This is a genomic window from Acinetobacter sp. SH20PTE14, assembly GCF_021391555.1.
Classification (GTDB): Bacteria; Pseudomonadota; Gammaproteobacteria; order Pseudomonadales; family Moraxellaceae; genus Acinetobacter; species Acinetobacter amyesii.
The window spans coordinates 1,106,910-1,124,279 of sequence record NZ_CP090067.1 but is presented as its reverse complement, the minus strand read 5'-3'; the positions used below and the strand labels follow the sequence as shown (position 1 = coordinate 1,124,279).

Below are 17,370 nucleotides of genomic sequence, written 5' to 3'. Positions count from 1 at the left end.
ATGTGCGGATTTTATTGCCCCATCGCACAAAGCTCGTGAAAGATATTCACGAAAAAGCATTTGATAAAATGGGCGGCTATTTATACCATAGTCACATACAAATTTCCAAAAGTTTTTAGAGATCATGAACAGTACTTACGAAGCTCCACGTCGATTAATTAAAACGCCTGACGAAATTGAAAAAATGCGCGTCGCGGGTCGACTGGCGGCAGAAGTTTTGGATATGATCAAACCGCATATTGTTCCAGGTGTGACTACCCTAGAACTTGATACGATTTGTCATGACTATATTGTCAATAAACAAGAAGCTATTCCTGCATGTTTAGGTTATGGCGCTGCGCCGGGTCGTCCAGCATTTCAGCACGTTATCTGCACTTCAGTGAACCATGTGGTGTGTCACGGTATTCCATCTGAAAGCAAAAAATTAAAAAAAGGTGACATCTTAAACATCGATGTCACTGTGATCAAAGATGGTTACCATGGTGATACCAACATGATGTATATCGTGGGTGGTGAAACATCTATTTTAGCGAACCGTTTATGCAAAGTTGCCCAAGAAGCCATGTACCGTGGTATGGCGGTGGTAAAACCAGGCGCAACCATGGGTGATATCGGCCATGCTATTCAACAATATGTTGAATCAGAACGTTTTGGTGTTGTACGTGAATATTGTGGTCATGGTATTGGTACCGTTTTCCATGACGAACCACAAGTTTTACACTATGGTCAACCAAATACAGGCATGATCTTAGAAGAAGGCATGACCTTTACCATCGAACCAATGGTGAATGGTGGCGACTGGAAAACCAAACTTCTTGGCGATAAATGGACTGTCGTGACTAAAGATCATAGCTTGTCTGCACAGTACGAACACACGCTACTTGTAACAAAAAATGGTGTAGAAGTGCTAACTGCTCGCCCTGAAGAAGATTTATCGCGTTTTGTTCAATAAGCAAAGTATTTGAAGTATAAAATTTTATTAAAAATGGTCACACAGGTTGTGGCCTTTTTTATGCCCTTTTTTATCCGTGACTTTAAGATTTTTCCATAAAATTTGATTAAAAATTTAAGTAACTCAATGTAAATTTTCTTAATTATAGGGTTAGGATGGAATATCACACTTTTTTGCACATTGTTGATTTTGCCACTCCCCATTACTGTGCATTTAAGCTAAGATAGTGTGCTTTTTATTTTTTAATCCCTATAAGAAGGAATACTGCCGTGGACGTACGTCTGTCTGATCGTGTAAATAGCATCAAACCGTCCCCTACACTTGCTGTTACTAACAAAGCTGCTGAATTGAAAGCTGCTGGTAAAAACGTAATTGGTTTAGGCGCAGGTGAACCGGATTTCGATACCCCACAACACATCAAAGATGCTGCAATTGCTGCTATCAACAATGGCTTCACTAAATATACAGCTGTTGACGGTACTCCAGGTCTTAAAAAAGCAATTATTGCTAAATTAAAACGCGACAATAACCTTGATTACGCTGCAAACCAAATTTTGGTTTCTTGTGGTGGTAAACAATCTTTCTTTAACTTGGCACTTGCTTTGTTAAACAAAGGTGACGAAGTAATTATCCCTGCTCCTTACTGGGTAAGCTACCCAGACATGGTGATCATTGCTGAAGGTACTCCTGTAATCGTGAAATGTGGTGAAGACCAACGTTTCAAAATTACGCCTGCTCAATTAGAAGCTGCAATCACTGACAAAACTCGTTTAGTGGTTCTAAACAGCCCTTCTAACCCAACAGGTATGATCTACACTAAAGAAGAATTGCTTGCTTTAGCTGACGTACTACGTAAATACCCAGAAGTTTTAGTTGCTTCTGATGACATGTACGAACCAATCCGTTGGGACGACGAATTCTACAACATCGCAACAGTTGCACCAGACCTTTACGATCGCGTAATCGTTCTTAACGGTGTATCTAAAGCTTATGCAATGACTGGCTGGCGTATTGGCTACGCAGCGGGCCCTGCTAAACTTATTGGTGCGATGAAAAAAATCCAATCTCAATCAACTTCAAACCCAACTTCTATTTCACAAGTTGCTGCTGAAGCTGCATTGAATGGCCCTCAAGACGTTCTTGAGCCAATGATTGAAGCATTCAAACGCCGTCACGACTTAGTTGTGAAAGGTTTGAACGACATCAACGGTATCACTTGCCTTCCTGCTGACGGTGCATTCTATGCATACGCAAACATCCGTCCTTTAATTCGTGCCAAAGGTTTAAAATCTTGCACAGAATTCTCTGCATGGTTGTTGGAAGAAACTGGTGTTGCAGTAGTTCCTGGCGATGCGTTCGGTCTTGGTGGCTACATGCGTATTTCTTATGCAACTGCAGACGAAGTACTTGTAGATGCGCTTGCACGTATCAAAAAAGCTGCTGATTCAATCGAAGGCGTAGATGCTGCGATTGCTTCAATTGCTGCTGAAAAATAATCTGCTTTTAAAAAGCTAGATTTAAAAAACCCGCGCATATCGCGGGTTTTTTATACTCATCAAAAGAATAAATAAATACGCTTCACTTCAACACGCTTTTGATCAATTTTTTTCGCGGTTCAAACTAAATAACAAAGCTCATCCAGCCCATTTGACTTCCTTCAAATCGACTTAAATATTAAAAAACCAAACGATAAAACCTAAAACTAACCTTCATATTCAAATCTTTGGTTTGCATTCTTTTTTACGTTTTCAGCTATGTTATTTAAATAAGTTCCATTTTAGAACCCAAAATAACCACAAAACTAACCTATCCAGAGATCTACCAATGAACATCAAAGAAATGACTGGACTAGAAATTTTAAAGGCAATGATGCAAGGCCAAATTCCTCCAGCAAGTATTAGCGAAACTATTCCTATGCAGCCTTATGAAGTATCTGAGGGCAGTATTAGCTTTAAGGCTAAAGCAGATGCACGACACATAAATCCGCTAGGCGGCGTGCATGGTGGCTTTGCTGCTACGGTACTCGACTCGGTGACAGGTTGTGCCATTCACACGCTATTAGAGGCAGGTGTAGGTTATGGCACCATCGACTTAAATATAAAAATGTGTCGCCCAATCCCAAAGGATGTTGAACTTACAGCGATAGGAACAGTCATTAATATCAGTAAAAATTTAGGGATTTCTGAAGGGAAAATTATTGATGACAATGGCAAACTTTATGCACATGCAACTGCAACCTGCATGATTATACGTCCTTAATATTTTTATTGTTCTGCTCGCAATTTAATGCGAGCAGATGAAGATTTAAACTTAAATTGCTGAATGTAAGGCACGAATTAATTGGCCTTCGCTTAGATCAATGCGATTACTGCCCTTTTGAAAGCAGTAATATTTTAAAGCACTATCTAATTCAACACGAAGTTCTTGTTGTTCTGAAATAGACCATACTTTAGAACGATTTGAGCCTGATAACGCATTACCTGCCAATTGGTATAAATACAAATCTTGCTTGCGTTGCAAAGGCACACGACGACCATCATCTTGATGTTCAAAACGTAAATGACATGGTGCATTGATCAACCATTTTTCACTAAACCACAGTTGTAATAAATCTCCCAATGCCAAGTCACGTCGACCCAAAGGCCAAACGTCAACGTACGCACCTTCGACAGGTGTTTGATATTGCTCTTGATTGCTAATAATGGAAAGATAGTTTTCTTGGTAAAAAGAAAAATTTGAAAAAATCTGAGAAATAGTCAGCGTATTCATTCGCTTTCTCCTGTTTAGCCATTTTAGTGCTGGCAAGTTGGGTTTAAATCCACACTGTTTAAACATATGTTTAAACGCTCTGTTGTTGCATTCAGACTATCAATTGAATTTTTTCTTTGCAAGCCTAAGATTCATTTTTTCTAAAAAATCCTTCTTTTTGTTCAAATAAAAAACATCTATCACGCATTTCTCCTCATATTGGTATTTTTAGCTTGACCCTCTTCAAAATCTGCTTATAATCGCATTCAGATTCTCCAATAGCTCAGTCGGTAGAGCGACGGACTGTTAATCCGCAGGTCCCTGGTTCGAGCCCAGGTTGGAGAGCCAAATTCTAAAGCCCATTTATTTAAATGGGCTTTTTTAATGCCTATGATTTACATATAATCTATAAGTCATTGTCATTAAAATAAAAAAAATGTTCATTCAAGTTGATGCTGAATCAAATAAAACTGCCTTAAAACACTATCTCACTGCATTCATTTTTCTTTTAATTTTTATCAGCCCATTTGCAATTTATTTGGTGAGCTGCACACCCGAAAGTGAAATTGAGCAACATTTCAAAACACCACCCAATTTATATAATAGTGAATCGAACACCCTTCTTGACAGCAAGCTACAATGGTTGGTTCCACCTCAGCAGATTCAAAATCACAATATTATTCGCGAAATATCTGAATCTGTATTGAATGAGATGACAGAAGGACAATATTGGTCAAGCACACCGATTACGCTGCAAAACCAATCTGATCAGTTATATGTTCATATCGATTTTGCAGGTCAGCAACAAACTCGAAAAGATCTTGAAATTTCGGTACTGCCGTTATGTATTGTTCACGAGAAAGAAACACCATGTATGAAAGCTGGGTTAAATGCAACTGGACAACTTTTTAACATCTCAACTCAAAAAAATACGCAATATCACACACTAGAGACCAATAAGTCATGGATGTTTTATGGCCATGAATTCCAAGAAAATTATATTATTCCACCATAAGCCACTCTCAAATTTTTAGTTAAAGCCAACATCCCTGAACACTTAACCCTGCAATGGCTTAGGCTAAGCATCAGTACTAGCCCCATTGTTGAGAAACAGCAAAATTTTATGCTCATGACGCAAAACAGTATAAGAATAAAATATGCACTTGCTCTATTGCCATTCTTCATATTAGCTTTGATGCACATTTTTCAAGGGTTTGAAAGCCTGCGTAATTTATCTATCGGCGCACTTTCAGCACTTTTATTTGTAATCAACACCATCATTTGGGATATCCACTATATGGTGATTGGTTGTCTGATTTTATGTTTTGCAAGTGTCTGTTATTGTTTTGAGAGCCGATATTATCGATTGCTTTATTTAACGGGTTATTTACTGATTGCAGGCTATTCGCAGCAATATTATGGTGGTTTTAATAAACACTTTTTCACTCAAACCAGTTTAATTTTATTGATAGGTTTATTGATGTTTTATCTTGAACCTAAAAATAGCTAAATTATTTTCATAAAAAAGCTCCGCAAATCGCAGAGCTTTTTCTCTTTTTATCACCTCAGATCACATTAAAACTCAAGGTATATTTATATCGTTTTAATGCGTCTCCCTTCATTTCAAAAGGCTGTTGATAGTCAATTTTCAGTAAATACTGGCCACGATCTGCTAGGTTAAAATTTAAGTTTCCATCTTGATCAGTTTTAAGCGTTTTATAAACTTTTCCTTCACGGCTGTAATCCGTTGTTTGCTGCAAAATTTCAACCTGTAAACCCGGAACCGCTTTTTTCTGATCTAGCACTTTCAGTTGCACAGGCTCATTTTGCTTAATGGCATTCGGATGGGTTTTAAATTGCACATCAAAGCCATCATGCAAATGATTCACTACATTTGTAGACGTTACACGACGTGATACAAAAGTTTCAATGATTTCTTGGGTTTGAATGCTTTTGATTTGCGACTTTTTAGACAACTCCGCTGTGTAAATAACATTTGCATTCACAGTTTTTTGAAGATCACGCGCACCATTGATTAACGCTTTCCATTGCTTTTGATCGTAAGCAAAACGCGCTGTACTTCCCTGTTTTTCACCACGAATACGATACGTGCCATCCTGCTTATTTTCTAAACTATAACTACTGACCGTTTGCGTTTTTACCCAATCGGCATCTGTTAAATGTAGCTTTTCACCTGACGGTGTATGTACATGGAAATTAAAATTTTTAATGGCTATTTCAGAGACAAACGGATTGTCATAAAAACCAGAAAGAATGGCACTATGATTATTAAATGTTTGATAGTTTAATGGCGCCACATAAGGATAATGCGCTTCAGCCTGACCAACCGCACACAAAGCGATACAGAGTAGAGTGAATTGTAATTTCATATTAAATAAGTGAGCTTAAATTGTTTGATTCATAGAGATCGTTTCATTTTAGATTCACCCAATATAATTGTAAATAATTCTTATTATCATTTATTTTAAGTGCATAAAAAATCCCCCATTCTGGAGGATTATTTTATCAAGCTGCTTTGACTGGCACACCACTATGAAAGCGGAATAAATCATCTGGGCTGCTAATCAAATTTTTTTCAACTTCACGAATATGCTCAATACGCATCTGAATATCTTCTTTCGGGTTCTTTAGCTTATTGGTCGTCGCCACATCCATGGCCAATGCTAAATAGTCCTCATAATGGCGTGATTCAGACTTTAGCAAATAGCGGTAGTAACGCCCCAACTCTTCATCCACATGTGGTGCAAGCGCATAGAAACGCTCACATGACCGTGCTTCAACAAATGCGCCAATCACCAAAATATCAATTAACGCTTCTGGCTCATAAGTCCGTACTTCTTTGCGTAGACCACCCGCATACCGACCAGCACTGATTGCAGTCCATTCCTGACCACGTTTTGCCATCAGTTCCAGCACTTGCTCATAGTGCAGCATTTCTTCACGTACTAGCTGTGCCAGTTTGATTTGTAAATCCGAGAAAAAACTATAACGAAACATCAAATTCATTGCAGTACTTGCTGCTTTCTTTTCACAATTGGCATGATCCTGCATCAGGATATCCAAATTATTTAAAGCTTCATCTAGCCATGCTTTTGGTGTTTCACACCCCAAGAAGCCAATGACTGGCTTCATTAGGGCATCATAATCAATATTTGACATATACTTTACTTAAAAATTAACGTGCAGATTTAATCGCAGCTTTCATTTGTTTTACAGACTGTGCCAATCCAATAAATACAGCATCAGCAATAATCGAGTGACCAATATTCAATTCATGAATTTGAGCAATGCGCGCAATCGGAGTGACATTGTCAATATTTAAGCCATGACCAGCATTCACAATCAATCCTTTAGATGCCGCATATTCAGCACCTCGAATAATACGTTCCAGCTCTGCTTTCTGCGCTTCAGGTGTTTCAGCATCTGCATATGCACCTGTATGCAACTCAATCGTAGGCGCACCACAGGCAATCGCTGCATCAATTTGAGCAAAATCAGCATCAATAAATAATGAAACTTCGCAACCAATCGCCGCGAGTGCTTGAGTCGCGTTTTTTACATCTTCAAAATGCCCAACCACATCTAGACCGCCTTCAGTCGTGACTTCTTCACGCTTTTCAGGAACAAAGCATACATGATGCGGCTGAATCTCTTTGGCAAATTCAACCATTTCATTGGTCACTGCCATTTCAAGGTTCATATGGGTTTTTAATACAGAACGCATACGACGTACATCATCATCTTTAATATGGCGACGATCTTCACGTAAATGCAGCGTAATCCCTTCCGCCCCCGCTTGCTCACAAATAATTGCGGCATTCACAGGATCTGGATAAGTTGTCCCACGTGCATTTCGTAGTGTTGCCACATGGTCAATATTTACACCAAGCAAAGCTGCCATAATTCTTTCCTAATGACGTTGAGTTTGAGAATTCTGTATCCACAATTGACGACTTTTTAATGGACGATCGCCAAGCAAGGAAGTAATCATTTGTCGGTACAACTTAGACAGTAATTGTAACTGTTCAGGATTAAATTCCCCACCTTTTTCATAATCACACATACTTAAAATATGTTGACCTGACAATGTTGCGCGTGAGGCTTTAATGACAGGTTGAAAACCTTCGTTTAAATGAAATTGATAATTTTCATGAGGCTGAATTTGCTGTTGATTTGCATCAGTTGAAAAATCCAATGCAAAACCCAACTCTTCAAGCAGCACATGCTCAAATTGTCTAAGGATTTGCCGTAAGAATAGATCAGGGTTGGCCTGGACAGACATGCATTGAAGTTGTTCCAAGGTGTGTGCATATTGAGCAAATGTCTCATGCATCTCAACCTCTAACGGACATAGCCTCAATAAGACTTCATTTAGATAAAATCCTGAAAAAAAAGCATCCCCAAAAAAGAAAATCGGTTGATTTACAATTTCGAGTTTACTAAAGTTTTTAAGTTCGGACTTACCAGATGCTTGCAAGCAAATTGGTTGATACTGGGGAGGTGGCGTTTGCCTGAGAATACCATCAATTCGACCATGCTCCTGAGTAAACAAGTGCACAATATGACTTTTTTCACGATATTTACGATGGTGAATTAAATAACCATGCAGTATCTCATTACGCATGATTTAAAATATTAATCCTTGTCTTTCTTTTTCTTGTCGTCTTCATCTTCATCCCCATCTGGAATGACTGCACCCACAACTGCAGCAGTACCTTTAACCACGCCTTTTGTGGTTTTATAAGCCACTTTGACAGGAACAGTAACGATTTTATGAATACACCCTTGTAGAAACAAAACACATGCAACTACGGCCAATACTTTCATCATTACTCTTCCCTCAAAGTTTGTTATTTAACGATTAGATATCGCTATAACCTAAGCTTTTCAATGCACGCTCATCATCAGACCAACCGCCTTTGACTTTCACCCAAAGCGTCAACATGATCTTTTGCTCGAACATTTTTTCCATATCTACACGTGCATCCATACCGATTTTCTTCAGTTTGGCACCCTTCTCACCAATAACAATGGCTTTTTGGCCAGAGCGATCGACAAAAATCGTCGCATCAATATAGGTACACGCCGCTTTAGGACGACCAGTTTTTGGATTAACTGTTGCTTCTTCTGTTTTAAACGACTCAATTTGAACCGTTAAATCATAAGGAAGCTCTTCACCCAATTGACGCATGATTTTTTCACGAATAATTTCAGACGCAAGGAAACGCTCTGAACGATCGGTCAATTGCTCAAGTGAATACAGTGGTGGTTGGAACGGCAAATATTTTTCAATCGTGCTGCGCAAATGATCTAAATTTGCACCACGTAATGCTGATACAGGAACAATTTCTGCAAAATTCATTAATTTTGCACGCTCTTGTATCAATGGTAATGCATGGTTTTTATTCTCTAGTGTATCAATTTTATTGATCACAAGAATCACTGGCAAATCGGCATTTTTTAGCTTTTCTAACACTAAATCATCATTCTGTGTCCATTTGTCTGCATCAATCACAAACAAAACTAAGTTCACATCACGAAGTGCAGAATGTGCCGCACGGTTCATCATTTTATTGATGGCACGGACTTCTTTTTTGTGCATCCCCGGGGTATCTACAAATACCGCTTGAGATTTTTCGCGTGAGTCAATACCCACAATTTTATGACGTGTGGTCTGTGGTTTACGAGAAGTAATGGAAAGTTTTTGACCCAAAATATGGTTCATCAACGTTGATTTACCCACGTTTGGACGACCAACAATCGCCACAAACCCACTTTTAAAATCGGCAGGAATTTCAGTGCCTTGTGCACTAAAAAACTGACTAATTAAATCGTTACTGTCGCCTTGCGACTCGTGATCAGCATCTACGTGATCGGAATGAGTAGTCATTAAGACTTTTTCTCCAAAATTTCTAAGATTTCTGCCGCTACTGCCTGTTCAGCAAAGCGACGGCTTGAACCTTCACCGTATTTAACAGGGAGCCCTTCAACTGTACATTCAACTTTAAAATGTTGGTTCGGAGCATCACCCTGAATATCTACAACCTCGTAAACCGGGAGAGGTTTTTTACGTGCTTGTAAATACTCTTGCAAACGTGATTTAGGATCTTTCAGTTGATCAGTTGGTTCAATATGATCTAAATATGGCACATACCATTTAAGAACAATCGGTTCCAGAATTTTTAAATCCTGACAATCGACATAGATTGCACCAATGATCGATTCAACGGTATCCGCAAGTATAGACTCACGATGATGACCGCCAGATTTCAACTCACCTGTACTCAAGATTAATTCTTGACTGAGTTTTAAGTCATTGGCAATTTTTCCTAGCGCTTCCTGACGAACCAGTGTCGCACGCATACGCGTTAGACGCCCTTCATTTTCATGCGGGTAGGCATGGTACAGATAATTGGCAATTATCATACCCAATAATGAATCGCCCAGATATTCTAGGCGTTCATAATTGTATTTATGGCTCACCGATCGGTGGGTCAAGGCCAGTTGTAACAATTCAGGTTGCTTAAACTGATAACCGATACGACTTGCTAAACGAGCTTCATTTAGCTTGGACTGAGCTTTGATCAAAACTTTTCTCGAACTTCAACACAATATCAATATTCAATAAGAAAGGTTTTCTTATTTCATAATCTGTTTTCACTTGTAGACCATCTACATTAGTGACTTGAGCAATATCTTTAAAATTTAAATCACGCACACCATTCATATCTAAACGCTGTGACATTTGTGACTCAAACTTACTCGGAGCAATATTTTTAGGACTGCTCTTCATCAATTCTTCAATTTCATTGTTGACGAGACGGTCGTCAACATACGGTCCCCAAACCGCAATTAAAGCTTTAGCTAAAAAAGCAAAACCAATCACAGCAATTAAAATTGCAATATAAGACGTTCCCCGTTGATGTCTCATTTTATTTTCCTGATGTAAGACTAATCAATACTACCATTACGACTAAATGAAGGCAGTTTTAAACCAGGTTCCTTATGCATCCACTTGTAAAAAGCACGTCCAGTGAGGTTTTCTTCAGGCACAAAGCCCCAAAAACGACTGTCCGCACTTTGATCGCGATTATCCCCCATCGCGAAATAGTGACCTTCAGGAACCTTAACTTCCCAATATAAACCATTTTCTGTTGAATATTTACCATTTTCAACATAGTTGATAAATGGTGCTTGGCGCGCAACATTGACGCCTTCAAGCTCACGCATGGTAAACGTATGCTTACCCATGGTTTCTTTATGATAAATCGATGTAGGTGTATCAAGTTGATCTTTTTCACGGCTAAATTCTACAGGAACTTTTGCCACCTTTTGACCATTCACACTCAGTTGACCATGATCGTAAATAATATGATCACCTGGTAAACCGACCACTCGTTTAATATAGCTGATGGTTGGTTGTGGTGGATAACGGAATACAATGACATCACCACGCTCAGGTTCACCAACATCAATAATTTTTTTATTAATAATAGGTAATCGTACGCCATACTGATATTTATTCACCACAATAAAATCACCTGTCTCTAAAGTTGGAACCATAGAGTCTGATGGAATATTAAATGGCTCATATAAGAATGAACGCATTACCAAGACTATCGCTAGAATCGGCCAGAAGTCATAAGCCCATGCGATAACGACATTTTCATTCCCTTTACCTTTGGTCTGCCGTTGCTTCCAGACAAACTTATCCAACAGCCAAATTAAGAAAAAAATGACTGTGGCAGGAACAAGGATCAAATTAAAGTCAAAATCCATGAGCTCATAAACCTCTATTTATTATCTTTCTACTTTCAATACCGCAAGGAACGCTTCTTGTGGGATTTCAACACTGCCCACTTGCTTCATACGTTTCTTACCTTCTTTTTGTTTCGCAAGAAGTTTCTTCTTACGTGACACGTCACCACCATAACATTTTGCCAATACGTTTTTACGCATCGCTTTTACAGTTGAACGTGCAATGATTTGCGCGCCAATTGCTGCTTGAATAGCCACATCGAACATTTGACGTGGAATCAAATCTTTCATTTTTTCCACAAGTGCAATACCACGATGGCGTGCATCTTGTCGGTGGCAAATCATGGCCAAGGCATCAACCTTTTCACCGTTGATTAACACATCCACCTTAACTAGGGATGAAGACTCAAAACGCACAAAGTTATAGTCTAACGATGCAAAACCGCGTGAACATGATTTCAATTTATCAAAGAAATCCATCACTACTTCAGCCATTGGAATTTCAAACGTAATGGCCACTTGGTTCGCCATAAACTTCATATTCTTTTGAACGCCGCGACGTTCAACACATAAAGTCATCACATTACCCAAGTATTCTTGCGGTACTAAAATGTGACATTCAGCAATTGGCTCACGTAAATCTTCAACTGTTGAACCATCCGGCATTTTAGAAGGACTATCGATGTAAATAGTTTGACCATTTTTCATCACCGCTTCATAAATTACGGTTGGTGCTGAAGAAATCAGGTCAAGATCATACTCACGCTCTAAACGCTCTTGTACGATTTCCATGTGCAGCATACCCAAGAAGCCACAACGGAAGCCAAAACCAAGTGCATCTGAACTTTCAGGTTCAAAGAACAACGCTGAGTCATTAATTTGCAGTTTGTGCAGCGCCTCACGGAACGGTTCAAATTCACTTGAATCGATTGGGAATAAACCTGCATAGACCTGTGGTTTCACTTTTTTGAAACCCGGTAAGCTTTCAACTTCTGGTGTAGTTGCCAAGGTAATCGTATCACCAACTGGAGCACCAAAAATATCTTTAATACCCGCGATCACGAAACCAACTTCACCTGCTTCGAGCATGTCAGTTTCTGTATGTTTAGGATTAAAAATACCTACTGAGGTGATGATGTGCGTTTGACCAGTTGATTTCATCAACATTTTATCGCCTTTACGCACACGACCTTCTTTAATACGAACTAAAGAAACCACGCCCAAATAGTTGTCGAACCAAGAGTCAACAATTAAGGCTTGTAATGGTGCATTACGATCGCCTTCGGGTGCAGGAATGACATTGACTAGTGTTTCAAGCACCCCTTCAATGCCTAGACCGGTTTTAGCTGAACATGTAGGTGCTTCAGTCGCTTCGATACCAATAATGTCTTCAATTTCTTGAATAACACGCTCTGGCTCTGCTTGCGGCAAATCGATTTTATTTAAAACAGGTAGGACTTCTAAGCCTTGTTCAATTGCTGTATAGCAGTTAGCAACAGACTGGGCTTCTACACCTTGTGCAGCATCGACCACCAATAATGCGCCTTCACATGCAGCAAGTGAACGTGAAACTTCATAAGAAAAGTCAACGTGCCCAGGTGTGTCAATAAAGTTAAGCTGGTATTCTTCACCGTTAGGATGAGTGTAATACAAAGTCACAGACGTAGCTTTAATCGTAATACCACGCTCACGTTCTAATTCCATAGAATCTAGAACCTGTGCCTGCATTTCACGATCTTGCAGGCCACCACAAGTTTGAATAAATCGGTCGGCAAGCGTCGACTTACCATGGTCGATATGCGCAATGATCGAGAAGTTACGAATGTTTTTTATATCAACAGATTTTTTAGCTTGCGCCATGGGCTACCTTGGAAAAATAAAAGCGCTATGCATGCAATTCTTTATGCATAGCAAAAGCCGAATAGAAATTGCCGAGGATTATAGCAGATGGATTTTTCAAAGTATCGAAAATAATGCATTGCTTTTATGCTAACCACTTTTCCTGCGTGTACAACTTAACTAGTCTTCGCATTAATATGAGGTTTCAATTAAAACTCAGAGATCATAAGCACTAAAATCAAGCGGATTTATGCTATCTGCGATGGGTTGATAAGCTTGGGTAAATGTTGGCGACATGCGCTTTGGACGGCCTGTAGCAATTTCAATGCATGCCCACTGTGTATTGCCTGTAAATAATATCGCTTTGTCTTTAGGGCGATAAAATACGTACTGCCGAAACGAATACAATGCATTGATATCATTTAGCCAAGTTCGTAAAATAATCTCCTCACCTTCGAGCGCTGCTTTACGATATTGCACATGATGCTCAACAGCGACCATGGCATGCTTCAATTCAATATATTCTTTTAAGCCTAAACCCAAAGCTTCAATATGTGCTGTCGCGACATCTTGCATCCAACTGACGTACACCACGTTATTCACATGATTTAATGTGTCGATATGTTCAGCTTGAACTGTAATTTTTAAATCAAAGATATCGCTCATAGCGTCCTGCAAATTTTAAATTGTGGCCCACAGTCTACCCATTTTTATCTAAGGGTGAATTGCAAAAACGCTAAAGTTAAAAAACCACTCGCTTGGAGTGGTTTTCATTTAGTAACTCATTACTGAATACGCATGCCCACAATCGCACGCTGTCCCTGACGAATCAAAGAAACACGTGCAATGCTACCATTTTTCAACTCAGAAATAACTTTCACAAAATCTTCAGCATTGTTTACGACTTTATTATTAACTTGGGTGACAACATCCCCCGGCTGAATTCGTGCTTGTGAAGCTATACCTCCTGCACGTACATCTTGAATTAAGACACCGCCTTTTAGACTCAGTTGTTTTAATTCATCTGCGTTTAAGTTGCGAATTGACACCCCAATCACTGGACCTTTTTTCACAGATGTCGTTTCAGCTTTTGCAGGCGTATCATCTGGTGCTGTGATCAAGGTTGCTGAAATATTTTGGCGTTTATCATCACGCAGCACTTCAAGCTGAATACTTTGATTTGGACCTGTACGATTAAGATAATTCAGCAGTTCGCCTGTACGTGAAATTGGTGTGCCATTAAATTTCAAAATGACATCACCCACTTTAAAGCCAGCTTTTGCAGCAGGTGAATTTGGTGCAACTTGAGTAATCAAAGAGCCTTCTGGTTTTGAAAGGTTATAAGACTCTGCAAGATTACGATCGATATCTTGTAGCATGACGCCTAAATAAGCACGTGTTACCTTGCCGTTTTTCTTTAATTGGTCTGCAACATCCATTGCAACATCAATGGGAATCGAGAACGATAACCCCATATAACCGCCTGTACCACTAAAGATACGAGAATTTACCCCGACCACCTCACCAGACTGATTAAATAATGGACCACCAGAATTACCCGGGTTCAATGCCACGTCGGTTTGAATGAATGGAACCGAGGTTTCTCCCATCATATTACGCATTTTAGCACTAACGATTCCTGCCGAAGCTGAATAGTCAAAGCCAAATGGTGAACCAATGGCCAACACTGGCTCACCTACACGTAAACGGTCAACATTGCCTGTGCGTAGCTCAGGAAAATTTGAACCTTTGACCTTTAACAAAGCCACGTCAGTCCGCTCATCACTACCCACAACTGTGGCATCAATTTCACGGCGGTCATTCAGTACGATGGTGACTTTCGAGGCATCTTCTACCACATGGTGATTTGTCAATAAATAACCATCTTTACTAATAAAGAATGCGCTTCCATAACCGGTCTTTTCTTGCGGCATTTTTTGCTGCGGAATAACCACCTGATTACCGAAAAAGCGTCGTAATATTTCTGGGACTTGTTGCTGCAAAAGCTCTTCTTGACTAAGCTTTTTAACCACATTCACGCTTACGACAGCTGGGCTGACTTGTTCAACCAAATTGGAAAAATCAACAGGACCCGCTGCCTGAGTCTGCACGCTAGCAACCGTAAACACAGCCGCATAGAGTCCCTTTTGTAAATACGATTTATTCATTGTTAGCATTCACTCAATTGTGCTTATCATTTGAAATACGTTAGTTTTTATCACAATGCAAGTCTAAGCTTCGTAATAAAATGTTTGATGATTATTTATGATAAACAATCTTAAACATTCCTTAAATATTACAGATCTATGAATATTTTTCATTATTTAGTTAATTTATAGTCATTGCGTTTTTAGGCAAAAACAGTTGTGATGATCGGACATTTTTAAAATTAGCTGATGGACATGTCTAATTTAAACACGACACATCAATTTGATGTGATTATTGTGGGAAGTGGCGGTGCAGGCCTAAGTTTAGCCCTCTCGTTACCAGATCATTTTAATATTGCTGTTTTAGCTAAATCGACGCTGACGGATGCCAGTACATATTATGCCCAAGGTGGTGTTGCTGCCGTCCTCGATAAAACAGATTCTATTGAACAGCATATCAATGACACCATGATTGCCGGTGCGCATTTATGTGAAATGGCAGCGGTAAAACAAACCGTTGAAGGTGGTAAATCTTCTGTCGATTTTCTACTGAATCAGGGTGTGCAATTTACTTTAGACGACCAAGAACAGTTACATCTGACACGTGAAGGTGGTCACTCTCAACGGCGGATTATCCATGCAGCAGATGCCACAGGTCGTGCTATTTCCACAACATTGGTTGAACGTGCGCAAGAAAAAGCCAATATTCATATTTTTGAAAATTTTATTGCAATCGATTTAATCACCGCACAAAAATTAAATCCTGAAGCTGAAAACCGTGCTCTCGGTCTATATGCTTTAGATGAAAAAACCGAAAAAGTACATACCTTTTTAGCACCGTTCACTGCCCTTGCCTGTGGTGGTGCCATGAAGGCATATTTATATACATCAAATCCCGACATTGCGACGGGTGATGGTATTGCCATGGCGTATCGTGCAGGCTGCCGTGTTGCCAATATGGAGTTTAACCAATTCCATCCAACCTGCTTATACCATCCTCAAGCTCGCTCTTTCTTAATTACCGAAGCGATGCGTGGCGAAGGTGCCTATTTACGTCTTCCAGATGGTGAACGCTTTATGCTGCGCTTTGATGAGCGTGCCGAATTAGCACCACGCGATATCGTAGCGCGCGCTATTGATTATGAAATCAAACGTCTAGGAATCCGTCATGTTTGGCTTGATATCACCCATAAACCTGCAGAATTTGTCAAAGAACATTTCCCAACATTGTATGCACGCTTAATGGAACTCGGTATTGATATTACCAAAGAAATGATCCCAGTGGTTCCTGCAGCACACTACACCTGTGGTGGCGTTGTGGTTGATGAAAACAGTCAGACCGATATTCCAGGCCTATATGCCATTGGGGAAACCTCTTATACCGGCCTACATGGTGCAAACCGTATGGCGAGTAACTCCTTACTTGAATGTTTCGTCTATGGTATGAGTGCTTCAACACATATCACAGCACAACATCAAGGGACTTATCAGGCGCCTCATGTCCCAGAATGGGATGACTCGCAAGTGACTAACCCTGATGAAGATGTAGTGATTTTGCAAAATTGGGACGAGCTTCGCCAAACCATGTGGAACTACGTGGGCATTGTCAGAACGACCAAGCGGCTTCAACGAGCGCTCCATCGTATTGAAATGCTTAATCGTGAAATTACCGAGTATTACCAAGACTACCAAGTCAGTAAAAATCTGATTGAACTACGTAACTTAGTATTGGTTTCAGAAATGATTGTGCGCTGTGCAATGGAACGTAAAGAATCTCGTGGACTGCATTTCACTTTGGACTATCCTGAACAAGCAGACGAACTACGTAAAACGGTGTTAAGTCCACCCGATTTCACGGTTGATTGCCCTGTAGTTAATACTGAGTTAGTCTCTTAAAACTTTTAA

At 39.7% G+C, this 17,370-nt stretch carries 19 protein-coding genes and 1 tRNA gene; 7 read left to right on the top strand and 13 right to left on the bottom strand.

The window, feature by feature from the left end; all coding sequences use genetic code 11:
* The first annotated feature begins 124 nt into the window (after positions 1-124).
* From map to LXF01_RS05520, 3 genes are all read left to right on the top strand, one after another.
* Positions 125-952, top strand: coding sequence for a type I methionyl aminopeptidase (map, locus tag LXF01_RS05530; RefSeq protein ID WP_078191991.1), 828 nt, complete (start codon positions 125-127; stop codon positions 950-952).
* A 269-nt stretch (positions 953-1,221) separates the two neighbouring features.
* Positions 1,222-2,448 (top strand): pyridoxal phosphate-dependent aminotransferase, encoded by a 1,227-nt coding sequence (locus LXF01_RS05525; protein WP_111883988.1) that lies wholly within the window; start codon positions 1,222-1,224, stop codon positions 2,446-2,448.
* Positions 2,449-2,776: 328 nt separating this feature from the next.
* Positions 2,777-3,211: a PaaI family thioesterase gene (locus LXF01_RS05520; RefSeq protein WP_180059223.1), complete on the top strand. Its 435-nt coding sequence runs from the start codon at positions 2,777-2,779 to the stop codon at positions 3,209-3,211.
* Positions 3,212-3,262: 51 nt separating this feature from the next.
* On the opposite strand, the gene LXF01_RS05515 is transcribed toward LXF01_RS05520, so the two are convergent.
* A complete protein-coding gene (locus tag LXF01_RS05515) occupies positions 3,263-3,721 on the bottom strand; it encodes a hypothetical protein (protein ID WP_180059224.1) in 459 nt (152 codons plus the stop codon).
* Between the two features lie 251 nt (positions 3,722-3,972).
* On the opposite strand from LXF01_RS05515, the gene LXF01_RS05510 reads away from it, so the two are divergent.
* The 3 genes from LXF01_RS05510 (at position 3,973) to LXF01_RS05500 (ending at position 5,210) form a co-directional block, all read left to right on the top strand.
* Positions 3,973-4,048: transfer RNA gene (locus tag LXF01_RS05510), tRNA-Asn, on the top strand.
* Positions 4,049-4,136: 88 nt separating this feature from the next.
* The gene (locus tag LXF01_RS05505) at positions 4,137-4,715 is read left to right on the top strand and encodes a hypothetical protein (protein WP_233945153.1); all 579 of its coding nucleotides are present in this window, start codon (positions 4,137-4,139) and stop codon (positions 4,713-4,715) included.
* A gap of 180 nt (positions 4,716-4,895) precedes the next feature.
* Complete coding sequence (locus tag LXF01_RS05500) at positions 4,896-5,210, top strand: hypothetical protein (protein WP_233945152.1); 315 nt, start codon at positions 4,896-4,898, stop codon at positions 5,208-5,210.
* Positions 5,211-5,265: 55 nt separating this feature from the next.
* Here the strand turns inward: LXF01_RS05500 and LXF01_RS05495 are convergent, their stop codons facing one another.
* The 12 genes from LXF01_RS05495 to LXF01_RS05440 all read right to left on the bottom strand — a co-directional run bounded on the left by LXF01_RS05495 (position 5,266) and on the right by LXF01_RS05440 (position 15,486).
* Complete coding sequence (locus LXF01_RS05495) at positions 5,266-6,090, bottom strand: DUF4198 domain-containing protein (RefSeq protein ID WP_233945151.1); 825 nt, start codon at positions 6,088-6,090, stop codon at positions 5,266-5,268.
* 136 nt (positions 6,091-6,226) lie between these two features.
* Positions 6,227-6,880 carry a tRNA-(ms[2]io[6]A)-hydroxylase gene (locus LXF01_RS05490; RefSeq protein WP_078191997.1) on the bottom strand — a complete coding sequence of 218 codons (654 nt, stop codon included), beginning with the start codon at positions 6,878-6,880 and terminating at the stop codon, positions 6,227-6,229.
* Positions 6,881-6,896: 16 nt separating this feature from the next.
* Complete coding sequence (gene pdxJ / locus LXF01_RS05485) at positions 6,897-7,622, bottom strand: pyridoxine 5'-phosphate synthase (RefSeq protein WP_111883982.1); 726 nt, start codon at positions 7,620-7,622, stop codon at positions 6,897-6,899.
* Positions 7,623-7,631: 9 nt separating this feature from the next.
* The gene (gene recO, locus LXF01_RS05480; protein ID WP_233945426.1) at positions 7,632-8,348 is read right to left on the bottom strand and encodes a DNA repair protein RecO; all 717 of its coding nucleotides are present in this window, start codon (positions 8,346-8,348) and stop codon (positions 7,632-7,634) included.
* Between the two features lie 8 nt (positions 8,349-8,356).
* Positions 8,357-8,551 carry an NF038104 family lipoprotein gene (locus LXF01_RS05475; RefSeq protein WP_078192000.1) on the bottom strand — a complete coding sequence of 65 codons (195 nt, stop codon included), beginning with the start codon at positions 8,549-8,551 and terminating at the stop codon, positions 8,357-8,359.
* A 31-nt stretch (positions 8,552-8,582) separates the two neighbouring features.
* Entirely contained in the window at positions 8,583-9,611 is a 1,029-nt protein-coding gene (gene era, locus LXF01_RS05470; protein ID WP_233945150.1) for a GTPase Era, read from the bottom strand.
* Positions 9,611-10,309 (bottom strand): ribonuclease III, encoded by a 699-nt coding sequence (gene rnc, locus LXF01_RS05465; protein ID WP_111883979.1) that lies wholly within the window; start codon positions 10,307-10,309, stop codon positions 9,611-9,613. The genes era and rnc overlap by 1 nt, the downstream gene beginning before the upstream one ends.
* Entirely contained in the window at positions 10,281-10,652 is a 372-nt protein-coding gene (locus LXF01_RS05460; protein WP_078192003.1) for a DUF4845 domain-containing protein, read from the bottom strand. Before LXF01_RS05460 ends, rnc begins: the two co-directional genes overlap by 29 nt.
* A 20-nt stretch (positions 10,653-10,672) precedes the next feature.
* Complete coding sequence (gene lepB / locus LXF01_RS05455; protein ID WP_168378032.1) at positions 10,673-11,500, bottom strand: signal peptidase I; 828 nt, start codon at positions 11,498-11,500, stop codon at positions 10,673-10,675.
* A gap of 21 nt (positions 11,501-11,521) precedes the next feature.
* On the bottom strand, positions 11,522-13,339 hold the full coding sequence (gene lepA / locus LXF01_RS05450; RefSeq protein ID WP_111883977.1) for a translation elongation factor 4: 1,818 nt from the start codon (positions 13,337-13,339) through the stop codon (positions 11,522-11,524).
* A 195-nt stretch (positions 13,340-13,534) separates the two neighbouring features.
* Positions 13,535-13,984, bottom strand: a complete 450-nt coding sequence (locus tag LXF01_RS05445; RefSeq protein ID WP_180101969.1) for an acyl-CoA thioesterase — start codon at positions 13,982-13,984, stop codon at positions 13,535-13,537.
* A 119-nt stretch (positions 13,985-14,103) separates the two neighbouring features.
* Positions 14,104-15,486, bottom strand: a complete 1,383-nt coding sequence (locus LXF01_RS05440) for a Do family serine endopeptidase (RefSeq protein ID WP_111883975.1) — start codon at positions 15,484-15,486, stop codon at positions 14,104-14,106.
* 228 nt (positions 15,487-15,714) lie between these two features.
* Here LXF01_RS05440 and nadB point away from each other — a divergent pair, with 228 nt between their 5' ends.
* A complete protein-coding gene (nadB, locus tag LXF01_RS05435; RefSeq protein ID WP_233945149.1) occupies positions 15,715-17,361 on the top strand; it encodes an L-aspartate oxidase in 1,647 nt (548 codons plus the stop codon).
* The last annotated feature ends 9 nt before the right edge of the window (positions 17,362-17,370 follow it).